The organism is Olleya sp. Hel_I_94, assembly GCF_007827365.1.
Lineage (GTDB): Bacteria > Bacteroidota > Bacteroidia > Flavobacteriales > Flavobacteriaceae > Olleya.
On record NZ_VISI01000001.1, the window covers coordinates 182,848 to 201,861 of the forward strand.

General features: G+C 31.8%; 17 protein-coding genes. 10 read left to right on the top strand and 7 right to left on the bottom strand.

Annotated features, from left to right (window positions below; translation table 11 throughout):
* The first annotated feature begins 12 nt into the window (after positions 1–12).
* Complete coding sequence (locus JM82_RS00865; RefSeq protein ID WP_145000358.1) at positions 13–438, top strand: hypothetical protein; 426 nt, start codon at positions 13–15, stop codon at positions 436–438.
* Positions 439–827: 389 nt separating this feature from the next.
* Here the strand turns inward: JM82_RS00865 and JM82_RS00870 are convergent, their stop codons facing one another.
* The 5 genes from JM82_RS00870 to recR form a co-directional block, all read right to left on the bottom strand.
* Positions 828–2,141: a dihydrolipoamide acetyltransferase family protein gene (locus JM82_RS00870; protein WP_145000360.1), complete on the bottom strand. Its 1,314-nt coding sequence runs from the start codon at positions 2,139–2,141 to the stop codon at positions 828–830.
* 115 nt (positions 2,142–2,256) lie between these two features.
* Entirely contained in the window at positions 2,257–2,694 is a 438-nt protein-coding gene (locus JM82_RS00875) for a hypothetical protein (protein ID WP_145000362.1), read from the bottom strand.
* Positions 2,695–2,872: 178 nt separating this feature from the next.
* Positions 2,873–3,451, bottom strand: coding sequence for a phosphoribosyltransferase family protein (locus JM82_RS00880; protein WP_145000364.1), 579 nt, complete (start codon positions 3,449–3,451; stop codon positions 2,873–2,875).
* Positions 3,452–4,258: a glycosyltransferase gene (locus JM82_RS00885; RefSeq protein WP_145000366.1), complete on the bottom strand. Its 807-nt coding sequence runs from the start codon at positions 4,256–4,258 to the stop codon at positions 3,452–3,454.
* Between the two features lie 8 nt (positions 4,259–4,266).
* Positions 4,267–4,884 carry a recombination mediator RecR gene (gene recR, locus JM82_RS00890; protein WP_145000368.1) on the bottom strand — a complete coding sequence of 206 codons (618 nt, stop codon included), beginning with the start codon at positions 4,882–4,884 and terminating at the stop codon, positions 4,267–4,269.
* A gap of 170 nt (positions 4,885–5,054) precedes the next feature.
* On the opposite strand from recR, the gene JM82_RS00895 reads away from it, so the two are divergent.
* The gene (locus tag JM82_RS00895; protein ID WP_145000370.1) at positions 5,055–6,542 is read left to right on the top strand and encodes a sodium:solute symporter; all 1,488 of its coding nucleotides are present in this window, start codon (positions 5,055–5,057) and stop codon (positions 6,540–6,542) included.
* Here JM82_RS00895 and JM82_RS00900 read toward each other — a convergent pair.
* The gene (locus tag JM82_RS00900; RefSeq protein ID WP_145000372.1) at positions 6,526–6,888 is read right to left on the bottom strand and encodes a CoA-binding protein; all 363 of its coding nucleotides are present in this window, start codon (positions 6,886–6,888) and stop codon (positions 6,526–6,528) included. The two genes, JM82_RS00895 and JM82_RS00900, sit on opposite strands and share 17 nt — an antisense overlap.
* Before the next feature lie 101 nt (positions 6,889–6,989).
* Between JM82_RS00900 and JM82_RS00905 the strand changes: the two genes are divergently transcribed.
* Positions 6,990–9,434, top strand: coding sequence for an outer membrane beta-barrel family protein (locus tag JM82_RS00905; protein WP_145000374.1), 2,445 nt, complete (start codon positions 6,990–6,992; stop codon positions 9,432–9,434).
* Between the two features lie 402 nt (positions 9,435–9,836).
* On the opposite strand, the gene JM82_RS00910 is transcribed toward JM82_RS00905, so the two are convergent.
* Positions 9,837–10,847 carry a 3-oxoacyl-ACP synthase III family protein gene (locus JM82_RS00910; protein ID WP_145000376.1) on the bottom strand — a complete coding sequence of 337 codons (1,011 nt, stop codon included), beginning with the start codon at positions 10,845–10,847 and terminating at the stop codon, positions 9,837–9,839.
* A 247-nt stretch (positions 10,848–11,094) separates the two neighbouring features.
* Between JM82_RS00910 and htpG the strand changes: the two genes are divergently transcribed.
* The 7 genes from htpG (at position 11,095) to JM82_RS00945 (ending at position 18,973) form a co-directional block, all read left to right on the top strand.
* Positions 11,095–13,011: a molecular chaperone HtpG gene (gene htpG / locus JM82_RS00915; protein ID WP_145000378.1), complete on the top strand. Its 1,917-nt coding sequence runs from the start codon at positions 11,095–11,097 to the stop codon at positions 13,009–13,011.
* Positions 13,012–13,168: 157 nt separating this feature from the next.
* Positions 13,169–14,038, top strand: coding sequence for a DUF5694 domain-containing protein (locus tag JM82_RS00920; protein ID WP_145000380.1), 870 nt, complete (start codon positions 13,169–13,171; stop codon positions 14,036–14,038).
* Positions 14,039–14,175: 137 nt separating this feature from the next.
* Positions 14,176–15,399, top strand: coding sequence for a hypothetical protein (locus tag JM82_RS00925; protein ID WP_145000383.1), 1,224 nt, complete (start codon positions 14,176–14,178; stop codon positions 15,397–15,399).
* Positions 15,400–15,509: 110 nt separating this feature from the next.
* The gene (locus tag JM82_RS00930; RefSeq protein ID WP_145000385.1) at positions 15,510–15,848 is read left to right on the top strand and encodes a PadR family transcriptional regulator; all 339 of its coding nucleotides are present in this window, start codon (positions 15,510–15,512) and stop codon (positions 15,846–15,848) included.
* Positions 15,845–16,276, top strand: coding sequence for a GldL-related protein (locus JM82_RS00935; RefSeq protein WP_145000387.1), 432 nt, complete (start codon positions 15,845–15,847; stop codon positions 16,274–16,276). Before JM82_RS00930 ends, JM82_RS00935 begins: the two co-directional genes overlap by 4 nt.
* A 22-nt stretch (positions 16,277–16,298) precedes the next feature.
* Positions 16,299–16,484, top strand: coding sequence for a hypothetical protein (locus tag JM82_RS00940; RefSeq protein ID WP_145000389.1), 186 nt, complete (start codon positions 16,299–16,301; stop codon positions 16,482–16,484).
* Between the two features lie 251 nt (positions 16,485–16,735).
* Positions 16,736–18,973 carry a gliding motility-associated C-terminal domain-containing protein gene (locus JM82_RS00945; protein WP_145000391.1) on the top strand — a complete coding sequence of 746 codons (2,238 nt, stop codon included), beginning with the start codon at positions 16,736–16,738 and terminating at the stop codon, positions 18,971–18,973.
* The last annotated feature ends 41 nt before the right edge of the window (positions 18,974–19,014 follow it).

Here is a 19,014-nt window from a genome sequence, read left to right on the forward strand (position 1 = left end):
TCTTAGCCTATTATGAAAAAAATATACTTTGACAACCTTTCTAATTTTAAGAATTTGTGGTTATCTAAAACTGTTTTTATAGTGGCACTATTATGCATCTTTTCAGGTTTTATTTTTCCAGCTACTGATGCAATTGATGACGTTTGGATTAAAAGAATACAACGTTTTGGCTACATACTTTTTGCACTTTATTTTTTGAATAAAGTTTTTAGAAAAAACTATGTGCAATGGAACAAATTAGGAATGACTATTCGAATTAATAGTTATTTTAAAGAACACCGATTGACTTTTTCAAAATTTAAATACCATACGTTTGAAAATAATAACTTAACGGTCTACCAAATAGACAACACGTTTACTGTAAACCTAAGTAATACAAACACATCTGATACTGATCAATTAGTAAAAATTATTACCGACAATACAACTAATACATAAGCCATGAGGATTAACATATTGTTTTCTAGCTTAGTCGCGTTATTAAATGTGTATTATATAGGTACCTGGATATTTGTTTTTAATACTATTAGTAATCAAACGGATAGACAGCTCTCTTTTTTAAACGGTTGGTTTAATCTTTTTAAAACATTAACCAATTGGATATAACATTAGTTGTTTTAACACTAACCTCTATAATTTCTACTATTTATATACATAAAACAAATTTAAAACGGTTTACCAAAATCGCATTACTTATCCATCTACTATTTTTAGCGTACATGCTATGGTCACATTTATAAGATGCGTACTATTATAACCTAATGTTATTAAACACAAAAAAGCACAATCAAATGATTGTGCTTTTTTTATAAAATACTTTATGTTTTTTATATCTCTCTGTTTTTATCCCAAGACTCTAAGTAATCTTTAACCGATTTAACAAACTGTCCTCCTAATGCTCCATTTACAACTCTATGGTCATAACTGTGCGATAAATACATTTTGTAACGAATTCCGATAAAATCACCTTCTGGTGTCTCAATAACTGCAGGCACTTTACGAATTGCTCCTAAAGCTAAAATACCAACTTGTGGTTGATTAATAATTGGAGTACCCATGATACTTCCAAACGTACCAACATTAGTTACAGTATAAGTTCCACCTTGGATATCATCAGGTGCCAACTTACCTTCTCTAGCACGTCCAGCAAGATCATTTACTTGCTTAGTCATACCTACTAAGTTTAATTGATCTGCATTTTTAATAACAGGAACAATTAAATTACCATCTGGTAAAGCTGCTGCCATACCAAGGTTAATATTTTTCTTTTTAATAATCTTATCTCCTTGAACAGAAATATTCATCATTGGATGGTCGCGTAACGCCTTAGCAATAGCTTCCATAAATATTGGAGTAAAGGTTAAGTTTTGACCTTCACGTTTTGCAAAACTATCCTTAACTTTTTTACGCCAGTTCCAGATATTAGTAACATCTGCCTCAATAAAACTTTGTACGTGTGCACTAGTTTGAGTAGACTCTACCATATGATGAGCAATTAATTTACCCATTCTAGTCATTTCAATAACTTCATCTCCAGCAGCAACTTGCATTGGCGCTTGAGGTTTAGCTTGTTGTTTTGGTGCAGGTGCCGAAGTAGCAGGTTGTGCTGCTGCTTTGGCTGGTTGACTACCTCTATTTTCTAGATAAGTAACCATGTCGTTTTTTGTAACACGACCATCTTTTCCTGTTCCTGTAATTGCATCTAGTTCTGATTGCGCAATACCTTCTGCTTTAGCCATATTTTTTACTAATGGCGAATAAAAACGATCATCGTTTGATGCTATTGGAGCTGCTGCTTGTTGTGCAACTTCAATCGTTTTAGAGACTTCTTTTGCAGCTTCTGGTTCTGGAGCAGAACTATTGTCTTGCTTAACAGCTTCGGTTGTAGCACCTCCTTCTCCTTCTGTTTCAATTATAGCTATGGTCTGACCAACCTGAACCACATCGTCCACATTAAATAGTACTTCTACTAAAACACCGTCAACCTCACTTGGTACTTCGCTGTCTACCTTATCTGTTGCAATTTCTAAAACTGCCTCATCTGCTTCTATAGTGTCACCAACTTCTTTTAACCATGAGGTAATCGTTGCTTCTGCAACGCTCTCTCCCATTTTTGGTAATTTAAGTTCAAATCTTGCCATATTAATAATCTAATAGTCTTTTTACTGTGTTGAATTGCAAAATTAATAAAAAAATCAATCAAACGGTTAAATAAGTTTAAAACATCAACTTAAAAAAACGTTAATAGTGTTTTTATTATACAATATTAAAAAATATTTGGTTTTGTTTTAAGATATTTTTAGTCTCTTTATTGGGATTTACTAAAATAACGTGTTGAGCTATCTTAATTAATGGTAAATCATCAAAATGATCTGTTACTACAGTATCAACGCAATTGCTACCCAATGTTTTTAAATAAGTGGTAACTGCCTGCTTTTTAACATCTCTAACATTTTCAAAATCGGATTTATAGTTTTTTTCTGGTGTATTAGTTGCCAAACACACATCAAATCCTTCGTTTAAAGCAATGATTTTTGAATAGCAATTTGGCGCTGCAGTTGCTAAAATTTTAATATCAAAAGTTGTGTCTTCAATTACTTTTAAATGGTTTTTATAATTTGACAAACTAGACACAAAAGCCTCATAATTTATTTTTTCATTTCCTTTAATTACCTTTAAAATAATATATTTCATTTTAGAGTGATTAATAAAGCCAAACAACCTTAAAAACATAGCTTTTATAAGATTAAAAAGCAGTATAATATTGAATGTTTTTATACTAAAACGCACCAAATATTTGATAAAAAAGTGAAAGGTATTAACGCTATACAACGTACCATCCAAGTCTACTACAACAACTTTTTTATTTGATTTATTTTCGTTTATAATCATTGGACCAAGGAAATCTTAATAATGTATTATTATACAAATAATAATCTGGTTTTATTATTGAACTATCAATTGTCCAAGCTAATACTGCAATTTTTATTTTTGCTTTAGGAAACTTTTGCTGCAAATTACTTTTAACAACAAACATGGTTTTTCCACTATCAATAGCATCATCTATAATAAGCATGTTTTTTATGGGTTTTGCTATTGTATTTACTGTATCAAATGCTATAATATTATCTTGTAATTTTTCTAAATCTAAATTAGAAATTTTAGCTTTCACACTATTAGACTCTAAAATACGAAGCCAATTTAAGATAGAATATGGTAATATGGATAAAACAGGTTTTAAAAAGCGCTGTTTAACATTTGTAGATTGTCTTTGTAAGGTTACTACTTCAAATAAACTACTTTTTACATTGGGATGCTGTTTGATAGCTTCCAACACATGACCTCCTCCTGACAATATACCAACAACTAAATCTGGATTAACTTCAAGTTTAGAAATTAATTTGAGACTCTCTTTTTCAAAAGTTTCAGTATTTAATGTTAATACTTTCATTTATTTATAAAAAAAAGTTTTTTTAAAGTATAGTAAAATACTTTTAGGTATAAGACTAGTCGCAAAAGCCCTAACCAAACCTAAAGTTGCAGTAAATGTATAATTATAATTATCCTTAAGTAGTTTAATTCTGCTTTTAGTTTGCTGCTTTCTTTTTAAATTAGAAATACTATTTGGATTAACCTCATACTCTAACAATAACTCTGGCAGCACCATAGTTTTAAAATGTTTAATTACTTTAAAAAAATAGGCATGATCTTCAAGAGCTGGATAATTTTCTGGATACAACCCAATAATTTTAACAACTTCCGTCTTATACATTACAGCAGGATGGATAAATGGGTTGTATTTATAAATGGCTTCTTGTAATTTACTATGAGTTACTGGTGGTTTAAAATTAAATAAAAAGCTATTATCCTTAGCTGTAAAAGTAACGTAGCTAGAGACTAATCCTAACTTGGGATCTAATTGTAATGCCAGCAGTTGTTTTGCTAATCTATTATTTATACACTTATCTCCTGCGTCTAGTCTTGCTATATATTTAAAATGAGGTTGGTTTAGAATATAATTTAAACCATTATTTAAGGCTGCAGTTACACCAAGACATTTTGTTTGCTTTATTAAGGTAATATCCAACTTGGACTTAAACGAAGCTATTACGCCATCTACTTGCTTCTGGTTATTACTACCATCGTCGATAATAATTAATGTAAACGGTTCTGTTTCGGTTAATAACGAATGTAATGTAGCAGTTAACCCTTCAATATTATTGTAGTGAGGCAATAAAATGGCTAATTGATGCTCCATTTATTAGCTTATAATTTTAATGAAGACTCAAACGGAATTCTATTAATTATACTTCTTCCTAAGGTAATTTCATCTGCATATTCCAACTCATCACCAACAGAGATTCCTCTAGCAATCGTTGATGTTTCTATACTATAATCCTTAATTTGCTTGTAAATATAAAAGTTGGTTGTATCACCTTCCATAGTTGGACTTAAAGCAAAAATCAACTCTTTAACCTGTCCACTTTTTATTTTTTGGATCAAACTAGGAATGTTTAAATCATGTGGACCTACACCATCCATTGGCGATATTTTACCACCTAAAACATGATAAAGCCCTTTATGTGACGCTGTATTTTCTATAGCCATCACATCTCTAATATCCTCCACAACACACACGACATCATCCTTTCTTAATGGATTAGAACAAATATCGCATAGTTCGTTATCACTTATATTATGGCATGATTTACATAGTTTTAAATCATTTACCATATTTAATAAGGCATGACTTAAATTATGTGTGTGCTCTTTAGGTTGACGCAACAAATGCAAAGCTAAACGCAAAGCTGTACGCTTACCAATACCTGGTAATTGCGAGATTTCGTTTACTGCATTTTCAAGAAGTTTTGAAGAAAATTCCATAGCCACAAAATTAAGGTTTTTACTAATGATTCACGAATTTATTTTTGTTAAGAATACACTAATACTCAACAAACTTTTCAAAACAATTTTACTTACCTAAAAACTTTTAAGTGTTATAAACTAAAGTCCTTTTTAGTAATTTTGTACTTTGGCACTGATAAAACCCTTTTATGAATTCAATACAAATACTATTATTAATAGCAGCCTATTTTGGAGTGCTAATTTTAATCTCTTATTTTACAGGTAAAGACGACTCAAATGACGTGTTTTTTAAAGGTAAAAAACAATCACCTTGGTACGTTGTCGCTTTTGGTATGATTGGCGCATCACTATCTGGTGTAACTTTTATATCTGTTCCTGGTTTGATTGCAGGACAACAGTTTGCCTACATGCAAGGGGTTTTTGGTTTTTTTGTGGGTTATCTAATCGTATTACTAGTACTTTTACCTTTGTATTACAGGCTTAATGTAACATCTATTTATCAATATCTAGAACAACGTTTTGGAACAGTAAGCTATAAAACTGGTGCCTTTTTCTTTTTGCTATCTCGTGTTACAGGCGCTGCGTTTAGATTATTTTTAGTGGCTTTAGCAATGCAATATATTGTTTTTGAAAAATTAGGTGTTCCGTTTTGGATAACCGTAGTCATATCCATTGCATTAATCTGGTTATATACTAATCGTGGTGGTATTAAAACTATTGTTTGGACAGACACCTTGCAGACCTTAGCTATGTTAACTTCTGTAATTGTGGCTATATTTTTAATAGTAAACAAATTAGACTGGTCCATAACTGAGGTTTTTAGCCAAGCATCTTTTAAATCAAAAAGTCAATTATTCTTTTTTGATGACGTAAATAGTAGTACTTACTTTTGGAAATACTTTATTGGCGGAATTTTTATAACCATTGCTATGACTGGTTTAGACCAAGATATGATGCAAAAAAACTTAACCTGTAAAAATCCTGAGGATGCTAAAAAAAATATGTTTAGCATGTCTGTACTATTGGTCTTTGTTAATGTTATATTTTTATCATTAGGTGCTTTACTTTTTATTTATTCAGAGCAATTTGGCATTTCAATACCTGAGGTAGAAGGTAAAGTACGTACCGATTTATTGTTTCCTGAAATAGCAATGAATCAAGGGTTAGGTCTAGGATTACAAATCACCTTTTTAATTGGACTTATTGCTGCTGCTTATAGCAGTGCAGATAGTGCGTTAACCTCATTAACAACATCATTTTCTATAGATTTTTTAAATATTGAAAAACTGCCACTAGCCCAACAAAAACCTTTACGCAAAAAAGTACATATTGGTGTCTCTTTATTACTGATTATTGTTGTTGTTATTTTTAATGAATTAGAAGGAAGCGTCGTTAATAACCTTTTTAAATTTGCAACCTTTACATATGGTCCTTTATTAGGATTATTTACTTTTGGTATACTTACCAAACGAAGCATTAAAGACAACTACGCTTGGATAGTTGGCTTGGCTTCCATACTAATCACCTATTATATTACAGAGCTTCCTGCAAACTTTCCGGATAGTTTTATTGGGAAATACGCCTTCCATTGGGAAATCCTTCCTCTTAATGGACTTGTAACTTGTTTAGGCCTGTATTTAATTTCCGCGAAAGCGAAACCTAATACTGATTTGTAGATAATAATACCAAAGTACAAGCAACCTCATAGTCTATTCCGTTTGCTTTTAATATTTGATATAATTCTGGATTTTCTGTACCAGGATTAAATATTACGCGCTTTGGATTTAGGCTTACTATATAATTGTAGTAGTCTTTTTGTCGTGAAGGATTTAAATATAATGTTACAGTATCTAAAGCGTCATAGTGTTGTAATTGCGTATCAATGGTAACTCCAACCACCTCTCCTGCTTTCATCCCGAAAGCCAAAGTATCATGATTATACTTAACCAATTTGCGTAACGCAATGTTGCTATATCTATCTAGCTTTAATGAAGCGCCAAGTACTAAAGTTTTCTTATTCATAAATGTTAAATTTTAAAATAAATGTTATTCAAGCGTAACAGATTACTAATTAAGGCGTCTTTATAGCATAACCAAGTTTCATCAATCAATCAAAATCACAAATGAAAAAACTACTCACCATTGCTTTACTATTGGTAGCCTTTAGTATTCAAGCACAAGACAACACAAACGATTCGCCCAAAATAGGAACCATTACTGGTACTGTATTAGACGTAACACTTGACCAACCCTTACCTTATGTAAATGTAATTGTTAAAGACACTAATAACAAATTAATTACTGGTGGTATTACAAATAACGATGGACAATTTGAGGTTAAGCAAATCCCAGAAGGCACTAATATTGTTACTATTGAATATCTAGGTTTTTTACCTCAAAACAAAACTATTGTTATTAGTAATGACAACAAAATAATAGATTTAGGAACTATAAATTTAGAAGAGGCTGCAACCAATTTGGACGAAGTAACTATTGTTGCAGAAACCTCAACAATACAGCAAAAGGTAGACCGTAAAGTCATTACTATTGGTAAAGATTTACAGACTGCTGGTGCTACTGCTAGCGAGATTATGAACAACCTACCATCCGTTAGTGTGGACCAACAAACAGGATCTATTAGCTTACGTGGTAACCAAAACGTTAGAGTTATGGTGGATGGCAAATTGTCTAACATTCCTGCGGAGCAATTACTTAAACAAATACCGTCCTCTTCTATCAAAAGTATCGAGTTAATTACTAATCCAAGTGCTAAATATAATCCTGAAGGTATGAGTGGATTAATAAATATTGTGCTTCATAAAAACACAAAAATTGGATTTAACGGAAACATAAATATTGGTCTATCGCATGATATTGAAGCTAAATTTAACAGCTCAATTGATGCCAATTACCGTAACGGAAAATTTAATGTCTATGGATCATACAATAATAGTGTGACTAAAAACTTTAATTTTGGTGAAATAAACAGAATTGAACAGGATATCCAGCAAAAATTTGAAATTTTAAATAATAACAAATCACACTTATTTAAGGTTGGTGTGGATTATTATTTAGATGAAAAAAATACGATTTCAGTTTTTACCAATCAAAACTTATTTGATGGTTGGGTTAACGTAAATTCTGGTATTAACTATTTAATTAATCCGTCTTTAAACGAATCTCAGTTTACAAGAAACGACAACGATAACAATTTTGAACAATACAACTTTAACTACAAGCATGACATAAATGATGAAGGTCATAGTATCGAGTTAGAAGTTGATCATGATACTTACAATGGTTTTGGATATACAAAAAACACTTTTTTTAGCTCGCAACGTCCAAATTTTATTGAAGACACAGATACAGACAGACAAAGTACTACTATAAATTTAGATTATAGTAACCCTTTATCTGAAACTGCAAAACTTGAAGTAGGCTTGCAAGCACGATTGTTTAATACCAATATTTTTTATCAATCTGATGCCAGAGAAACTAATCAATTAGGTCAATATATACCTACTACAACAACGTTTGATTACACTAGAGACATCTATTCTGCTTACGCAACATATGGAAAAACCCTAGACAAATGGAGCTACCAATTAGGTTTACGTGCAGAGACTGTAAATGTAGACTCTGAGGCTTACAAAAAAGATTTAGCGTCTAATGAGCAAACTAACATTCCGTTTGAAAATGATTATTTTAGATTATATCCTTCTGGATTTTTAACCTACACACCATCCGAGAAAAACGCTTATCAATTTAATTACAGCAGACGTGTAGATCGTCCTGGTATAAATCAGGTTAATCCACTACCAGAATGGAACACACCTTTAATCTCTCAGTTTGGTAACCAAGCGTTACGTCCACAGTTTACAAACTCGTTTGAAACTAATTACACAAGACAATTAGAAAATGGAAGCATTACAGCAGGAGTATTTTACAGAATTATTGAAGACGAAATACAACAAGCCATATTAATTGACAGAACAGATACAAATAGATTAATTTTTACAGATCTAAACTTTGATAACTCTACTGCTTATGGTATCGAGTTATCTTCAAACTACAGGCCTACAAAATGGTGGAGTTTAAATGCTAGTTTTGATTTGTTTTCGCAAACCCAAAAAAGTTTAGCCGAGTCTTTTGACACCAATCAAAATATTGTTTTAAATACCGTTAAAATAGATAATGTTGTTTGGAATGTTAGAGCATTTAACAACTTTAAAGTTACAAAAGATCTTAGCTTTTCTGCTTTTGGAATGTATAGCGGAAAAAATAAAAACATTCAATTTGAAATGAATGATATGCTTATGGTAAACCTAGGTATGCGTTATAGCTTTTTACAAAACAAAGCGAGCTTTAGCTTAAGCTACAACGATATTTTTGATACTATGTACGCACAATTTGAAGGTGACAGACCTTACGCTCAAGTGGGACGTTTTAATTGGGAAAGTCAACAAATTTCTGGACGTTTAGCGTACCGTTTTGGTGGCGGAAACTATAAAGCAAAAGCAAGAAAACAAAGAGATGATGACACTAAATCTGGAAGCGGATTTATGTAAACCTATAAACAATACCTTCTAGAGGTTATTTAGTAGCTAATAAACAGTTAATGGTTAGTGTTTAAGTTAGTTGCTAAATAAAAACCCCAAAGCCTGATCAGCTTTGGGGTTTTGTTTTTAACACGCTTTTTAGTTTATATACTTAACAATGTTAAATACATGTTAAATACTGATTTTCAGCGTAATAAAATTCACTTTTTGGCGTCTTAATAATAACAAGACAGTAAATCGTTTTTATTTTTTATTTGAATTAGTCTTCACAAAAAAACCAAGACAAAGATTTATAAAGTTAAGTTTAAGTAGTTAGTTAATAAAAAAAGCCAGAAACATAAATATATGTTTCTGGCTTTTCGTTTTGTATCATTTAGGTGGCTTCAAAAGTATATTAAAACACTTGAATTGTTACCATTTAATAATTGCACTTCCCCAAGTAAATCCACTTCCAAAAGCAGCCAACACGACGTTGTCGCCTTCATTAATTTTTCCTTCTTCCCAAGCTTCCGTTAAAGCAATAGGTATGGATGCTGCAGTTGTGTTACCATATTTCATAATATTGTTAAACACTTGATCATCCGTCAACCCAAATTTTTTCTGGATAAACTGTGCAATACGTAAATTAGCTTGATGCGGAATTAACATATCAATTGCGTCTTTATCCATATTGTTTTTAGCTAATCCTTCCATAATCACTTCGCTAAAACGGACCACTGCATTTTTAAATACAAACTGACCATTCATATGCGGAAAATAACTAGTATCCTCAGGATCGTTATCTGCTATAATATCATTTACCCAACGTTTACCCATTCCTGGTGCAACTAAAACAAGCTCTTCTGCATGCTCACCTTGACTATGTAAATGTGTAGATAATATACCTTTATTAGTGTCTTCTTCTCTAGTTAAAACTGCTGCTCCTGCTCCATCTCCAAAAATTACAGTTACACCACGACCTCTTGTGGTTTTATCTAATCCATGAGAGTGCAGCTCGCTACCAATTACCAATATGTTTTTATACATACCAGTTTTTATAAAATTATCTGCAACAGATAATGCATATACAAAACCAGAACATTGGTTACGTACATCCAAAGCACCAACCGTTTTAATATCTAAAGCGTGTTGTACTTGCACACCTGGACCAGGAAAATACATGTCAGGACTTAACGTTGCAAAAATGATAAAATCTATATCATCCTTATCTATTCCTGCACGTTCTATTGCTTGTTTGGCAGCTTTTACTCCCATTGTTGCAGTGGTGTCACCAGAGCCTTCTTTTACCCAACGTCTTTCTTTTATTCCAGTACGTTCTGTAATCCACTCATCATTAGTATCCATCATTTTGGATAAATCCGCATTTGTGACGATGTTGTCAGGTACATATTTACCTAAACCAATAATTTTTGAATTGTACATTAATTTTAATTTTATTAATTCTAAGCTATTTTTCTGTTTAAAAAAAATAGTATCGCAATTTACTGCTTTCATAAATAACGAATTCACAATTATTTTTTATTCGTTATGCATGCATAATACTTTTATGATTATTTTAAATGTCATCTTGTCACCTTTCAGCAATTGGCATTTTTGTTGTCTATTACCTAATCAGAAATTAATAGAAGGGTTTCGCTTAAGCGGAACTTAAAAAAATAAACATAAAATCATGGCAAAAGGAAATATTAACGTTTCAGTAGAAAACATTTTTCCGTTAATCAAAAAATTCTTGTACAGTGATCACGAAATCTTTTTACGTGAGCTAATCAGTAACGGAACCGACGCAACATTAAAATTAAAACATTTAACTAGTATTGGAGAGTCTAAGTCTGAGTACGGAAACCCAATAATTGAAGTTAAGATTGATAAAGAAGGTAAAAAACTTCATATTATCGATCAAGGTTTAGGGATGACAGCAGACGAGGTTGAAAAATACATCAACCAAGTGGCTTTTTCTGGTGCAGAAGAGTTTTTAGACCAATATAAAGATAGCGCTAAAGATTCTGGAATTATCGGACACTTTGGTTTAGGATTTTACTCAGCATTTATGGTTGCTGAAAAAGTTGAAATCATTACAAAATCTCATAAAGAAGGGACTACTGCTGCACATTGGACGTGTGATGGTTCGCCTGAGTTTACTTTAGAACCACATGATAAGACTGACAGAGGTACTGAGATTATCTTACATATTGCAGAAGACTCTACCGAGTTTTTAGAAGAAGCACGTATTAGCAGCTTACTATATAAATATAACAAGTTTATGCCTATTCCAATCAAATTTGGAACTAAAGAAGTAAACGATCCTGACCACAAACCAGAAACGACTACAGATGCTGAAGGTAAAGAAACGACTGAACCTCAGAAAAAAATTACTGTAGACAACATCATTAACAACCCTAATCCAGCTTGGACTAAACAACCAACCGAATTAGAAAACGAGGATTACAATAACTTTTATAGAGAGTTATATCCATCTCAATTTGAAGACCCATTATTCCATATTCATTTAAATGTGGATTATCCGTTCAACTTAACAGGTATTTTATACTTCCCTAAGATGACTCAGGATATGGCTATGCAAAAGGATAAAATTCAGTTATACCAAAACCAAGTTTACGTAACAGATAACGTAGAAGGGATTGTACCAGAGTTTTTAACTATGCTACGTGGTGTGATTGACAGTCCAGATATTCCGTTAAACGTATCTAGAAGTTACTTACAAGCAGATGGAGCAGTTAAAAAAATTAGCTCGTACATTACACGTAAAGTAGCAGACAAACTTAAATCACTATTTAATAATAATCGTGAGGAGTTTGAAGCTAAATGGAATGACATTAAAATTGTTATCGAATATGGAATGTTATCTGAGGACAAGTTTTTTGACAAAGCAGATGCTTTTGCATTATACCCAACCGTAGATGGTAAATATTACACTTACGAGGAATTATACAATGCTATCAAAGCAAAACAAACAGATAAAGACGGTAAATTAGTAATCCTTTACACAAGTAACCAAGATGAGCAACACAGCTATATTGAAGCTGCTAAAGACAAAGGTTACGAAGTTTTATTATTAGATAGTCCGATTGTTTCGCATTTAATGCAAAAATTAGAATCTACTAAAGAAAACATCACCTTTTCTCGTGTAGATGCCGATAGTGTTGACAAATTAATTGCTAAAGACGAAACTGTAATCTCTAAGTTAGACGAAGACCAAACTAAAGCTTTAGATGCGTTATTAAAAGACGTAATCCCATCAGAAAAGTTTATGGTACAGTTAGAGCCAATGGATAGCAATGCAACACCATTTATGATAACACAACCAGAATTTATGCGTCGTATGAAAGAGATGCAAGCGTCTGGTGGTGGAGGCGGAATGCAAATGTTTGGTAACATGCCAGAAATGTATAACCTTGTGGTTAATACAAACTCTGACTTAGTTAACGAGATTTTAAATACCGAAGCTAAAGACAAACAAGCGCATTTAATCACGCAAAGTTTAGACTTAGCACGTTTATCTCAAGGTCTTTTAAAAGGAAAAGAATTATCAGACTTTATCAAACGTAGCTACGAGTTACTAAAGTAAATCACATAATTATATCGCTTACGCGGAAATTAAAAACCACCTGTAATAGGTGGTTTTTTTATGCTTGAATATCTCGTTTTTAAAAACTAACTTCGTTATAAATCAATAACATAACAATATCAATCAATCAACTAATCAATCAAAAAATCAATCCAACATGAAACAGGTTCTCTTATTAGCTTATGTACTTCTTATTGTAAGTTGTAATAACACAAATACACCACCCGAAATATTAAAACAAGACCATAATGTTTCAACTAGTAACAACAAAATTAAAGTCTTAAACTTTGGAAGCTTCCATTTTGGAGAAACCACAGATGCTAACAGTACAGATTTTGATGAGACTAGTCCTGAAGCCCAAAAACAAATAAAACAAATTGCGCAAATGCTAGCAGCATTTAAACCTACCATTATTTGTGTAGAAAATTTACCAAGCTTAAATGATGCCTTAAATAAAGACTATCAAGCGTTTCTTAAAAACCCAGACCAACTAGACACTAGTTTTGGCGAAACTAGTATGATTGGTTTTGAAGTAGGACGCTTAAATGCAGTTAGCAAACTATACGGAATTGACAATCACATGGGTTATAATTATAGCGTTGGCGATTTTTTTGAATCCAGTCCAGACTATACAAACGCTATAGACCCAAAAACCTATCTACAACTAACTAATCAGCCATTTAAAGATTATCCTGAAATGGCTAAACGTGATCAAAATTATAAGACGATGTCTGTTTTAGAAAAACTAAAATTAATTAACGAGCCTTTACAACTGGATCAATCCATTGTTGCTAACGCAGACAAATTACTATATGTTGGTACTGAGGATAATTTTGAAGGCGCAGATAATGCTGCTAAATTTTATCATAGAAACATGAAAATATATTCTAATTTAAATAGAATACCAATGACTAAAACGGATAGGGTTTTTATAATCATGGGATCTGCACACACAGCGTTTTTAAGAGAATTTATAAACAGAAGTCCAAAATTTGAAATGGTCAATACTTTAGAGTATTTAAAATAATGCAACACTGATTAATAATAAAGCCACGAGTACAAGTATAATTTTTCATGCTTTGATAGTGTCATAAAAATTACCGAACTTCGTTTTACTTATATATAAGCTATCAAGCCAATTACTTATTCCAAGAAAATATTTAAATGAAAAAATTCTTATTAGTCTTATTATATCTTTCAATAACTATAGGATACGGTCAAACTAAATTTGAAACACTTTTAAACGACGCAAAAACAGAATTTAAAAGAATAGAAAGTCTAGATAGAGAAGCTTATGACCAGGTCAATTTTAATCATATTGCAGATTGGCTTGAGCAAGCCATTTTAATTAAACCAAATCATCCAGAAGCAAGATATTATTTAGGATATACGTATAGTCGTATTAACGCTAAAGATGGTCGTGGTGCACTAGATATGGATTTAAACTTATTATTAAAAACTAGTAATCAATTAGAAAAAGTAATACAATTAACACCCAAATATACAGGTAAAATAATTGCATTAAATCCGTATTACAAAATTGGAGCAGAATGGGGAACAATGGGAATGAAGTACTTATTTGAACAAAAAAAAGATTCTGCAATATGGGCTTTTAAAGAAGGCCAAAAAAGAGGTGGTTTTAGTAAGTACACCCTTAAAACGCATCAGCAAATTTTAAAAAACTGCGATAAAAACGCCTTACTTATTTCATCTGGAGATATGTCTACCTTACCTTTATATTATCTACAAACTGTTAAAAAATATAGAAATGACGTTATCATAATAGATGTAGGTTTACTAAATACAAATTGGTATCCTAGATTTCTTTCTAAAAATAACAACTCCCTTTTTGATATACCTAATAAAGCATTAGATTCCATAAATTATATAAAATGGGATAACCAAAAAGTCACCATAAACAATGCACAATGGACTGTCACTTCAAGTTATGATGGCTATTTATTACGAGGAGACAGGTTATTATTAAGCATATTAAAGCAAAATCAATTTAAAAAAAGTGTCTACTTCACTAAAGGGTTTGATCCAAAAGGCTATTTAGGATTAAACACTTTTTTGAATTCTGAAGTTTTATTAGATAAAGTAACTTTCAAAAATAAAAAACAAGACTTTAATCAATACCTAAAAACAATAACCAATCTATTAAGTGTTACTAAACTTATTGATTTAAACATTCCGAAAGAGCATGACATCATTGAGTTTTACAGGTACGAAATATTAACTAAAATCAAAGATTTAGTAGATAATAACCAAAAAGACAAAGCAAAACAAGTATTTGCAATTCTAGAAAAATATGCTAGCAACACTGTTATACCTTATAAATATGACGATTTATACCAAATGGAGGACTACTTCAAAAAACACTTATAACGGTTATCAAAACACAAGTTTAAGTCACTTTTCATAAGTGACTTTTTTTATATCATAAAAAATTAATACCTTTTATTAAAATGTATTGTAAAAAAATGTATATTTGACATATGTATAGCAAAGAACTCACTAAAGGAACATTACAACCTATCATTTTAAAGCTACTAAGTCAGCATGATAAAATGTATGGTTACGAGATTACCCAAAAAGTTAAAGACCTGACTAAAGGCAAAATAGACATCTCAGAAGGTGCTTTATACCCTATTTTACACAAGTTAGAAAGCAATAATATTCTCGAGACCGAAAAAGTTTATATTGGCAAACGTGTTCGCAAATACTACTCGGTAACCAAATCTGGACAGCAAGTTATTATTGATCAAAGCCATCAGATTAACGATTTTATTAAAACCCTATCGCTAATATTTAACCCTAAACCAACCGTAAAATGAGACTATCAGATCAAAATATAGACTACATAACGACCAATTTAGAGTTATATGGTTTAAAAAATCAAGACTTAAAGGAAGACATCTTGGACCATATTTGCACTTATCTAGAAAATGAAGAACAGCTTAGTTTTGACGAGGCTTACAAAATAGCAATTCAGCAATTTGGAGGCTACTTATCCATTACCCAAATACAACAAGAAACCAACGCACAACTGTATTTTAAATCAGCAAAAAACAGAAACAGAGTCCTTATTATTTTAGAGTTTATTACTGCGTTTATTATAATTACAGGAAGTTTATTTAAAATCATGCATTGGCCTTATGCAGGTATTTTAATTTTTTCTGGATTTCTATTTTTAATATGCATCACATTGCCTTTATATTTTTATAATAAGTATAAAGAACAAACACTTAAATATCAATCTTAATACGAACATTAAATCAATCAAAATGAAAAAATCAGTTTATGTTTTAGGCTTTTTAGCCTTATTTACACTTAGTACAGCATCATTATTCAAAATTATGCATTGGCCTTATGCAGGCATCCTAATATTTGTAGGCTTCTTGCTACTTAATTTTGGATTTTTACCAACATTATTTTATAAGCTGTACAAAAAAGACGCTATTAAAAATTAAATTATCGCTTTCGCGGAAATCAAAAACCACCTAAAACAGGTGGTTTTTTTGCATTATACACAACCCAACAACAATAGATATTAATAACCAATACGTTATAGTTCAAAAAAAAACACAGGATTTTGCTAGTTAATAAAAAAGTGTAGTTTTGTTACACGTATAAAATCCCTAACTAAAATCGCTTTTACCAACAACGATTTTATGCCAAACGCTAACCAATTATTTAAACCATAATCGCTTAATTAATCTAAATGAAATCACTTCTCAGTTTTCTAATTTTCACTGTATGTATCTCTTTCAGCTATTCACAATGTAACAACAAAGTACTATTTATTGTGGACGATTCAGGCTCTGTTTCTTTTTCAGAACGTCAAGACATGGAAGCCTCAATTCAGCAATTATCTAATCAAATATTTAGTCAAAATCCATTAGCCGAAATTGGTTTAGTGCAATACGGACAACCTAATGCCTCATCAACCTCTCAACCAAGTTACTACCTATCCTACCCTTTTACAGTAAATCCAACCATCAGTATTCCTGATAATCCTGGAGGTAATAATTTAATACAAGATGTATTACCAAACTCGATAAACACCATGATTAATGATGGCTTATTTACCACTGGTGGTGCTTTTGAAAATACTACATCTATATTTATATTTACGGATGCACTAATTGATTCGGGTTGCTCTTCAGTATTAACAAACTGTAGTAGTTGTAACGTTCCAGCCTTGTCTTGTGGATATACTTATCTAACAGACTTAAGTAACAGTTTAGGTGGTATACCAATATCTACCTATCGTGTAATTAGTAGTTTTAATCCAGGAACTGCAGATGGTATTCAACAAGGAGCAGGTGTTTTGATAGAAGGTTCAAACTTTCAGTTAAACAGTACGCAAATTGATTTACTAACAGACAGTTTAATATGTATTGATGCAGATTACGATGTCTTTAATACCTGTATTGGAGACACTACTCAATTTACATTAACAACATCAGATCCAATTACCTCAGCATTATGGGATTTTGGTGATGGTAGCCCAACATCGTCAGATTTAAACCCAACGCATACCTTTCCTGCACTTGGAGACTACGTTATAACCTTAACGTTAACTAGTAATGGCGAGGTTGTTACAACCACTAACACCATAACAATAAGCGACATACCAGTTGCTAACCCAATACCAGATTACATTCTTTGTGACGATTTGTCTAATGACCAAATAGAACAGTTTGACTTAACCACAAGAGATGCCTTTATATTAGGATCGCAATCTGCAGCAGACTTTACAATTAGCTATTTTGCAAATTTTACAGATGCAGACAACAATCAAAACGCATTAAGCACCAATTACTTTAACACCTCAAATAACCAGGATATATTTGCAAGAATTTACAATACAAATAATCCAGATTGTTATAGCATTACAGACTTTAAGCTAATTGTGGATGCACAACCTATTGCTAATCCAGTGTCTGATTTTATAGTTTGTGACGACGACACTAACGATGGTATTGCAACTTTTGATTTATCAAACATAGATAATGAGGTGTTAGCAGGACAATCTGCAACGACCTTTACTGTCGTTTACTATTTAACCAATGTAGACGCTATTGGTGATAATAATCCTTTACCAAATAATTATACAACCACATCAGCCAATCAAATAATTTACGCTAAGGTATTTAACACTAGTAATACAGATTGTTTTGCAATAACTACCGTAAATCTTATTGTAGATGTTAAACCTGTTGCTAATCCAGTACCAGATTTTATTAATTGCGAAAACGACCCAAGTCTAATCAATTTAAATCAGTTTAATACTACAGTACTTGGCACACAAAATAGTACAGACTTAGTGGTAACTTATCACACCTCAGAAGCTGATGCAATTGCAGGACTAAACGCCTTATCAAACAATTACCAATTAGACCAAACCACTACACTATATATTAAAGTAGAAAACACAATTGGTATTGGCTGTTACGACATTACAACAGTAAACCTATCCATTTTTGAATTCCCTTTTTTAGACGCTAAAACTATCGAAGACTGTCTACCAAATAATTACAATATTAATGCAGATATTGGAGTCACCAATGCGACGTATTTATGGGATTCTGGTGAGACTACAGCAGCAATAAATGTTAATAGCTTTGGCGAATATAATGTACAAATCACCATTGGTAATTGTACAAAAAACCAAACCATCACGTTTGTAAAAGCTAATAACTGTAACATACCACAAGGGATATCTCCTAATGACGATACACTTAACGACTTTTTTGACATAAGCTACCTAGAAGTAGACAACATCATAATTTATAACAGATACGGAACCGAAGTGTACAGTAAAGCCAATTACGCTAAAGAGTGGAATGGACAGTCTAACGCTGGACAAGAGCTGCCAACCGGAACGTATTACTACGTTATAAAAACCAAAACAGACCCTAAGCCATTAACTGGTTGGGTATATTTAGCTAGATAACATAACGCTTTCGCGGAAATTAAACACCACTTTTTAAAGTG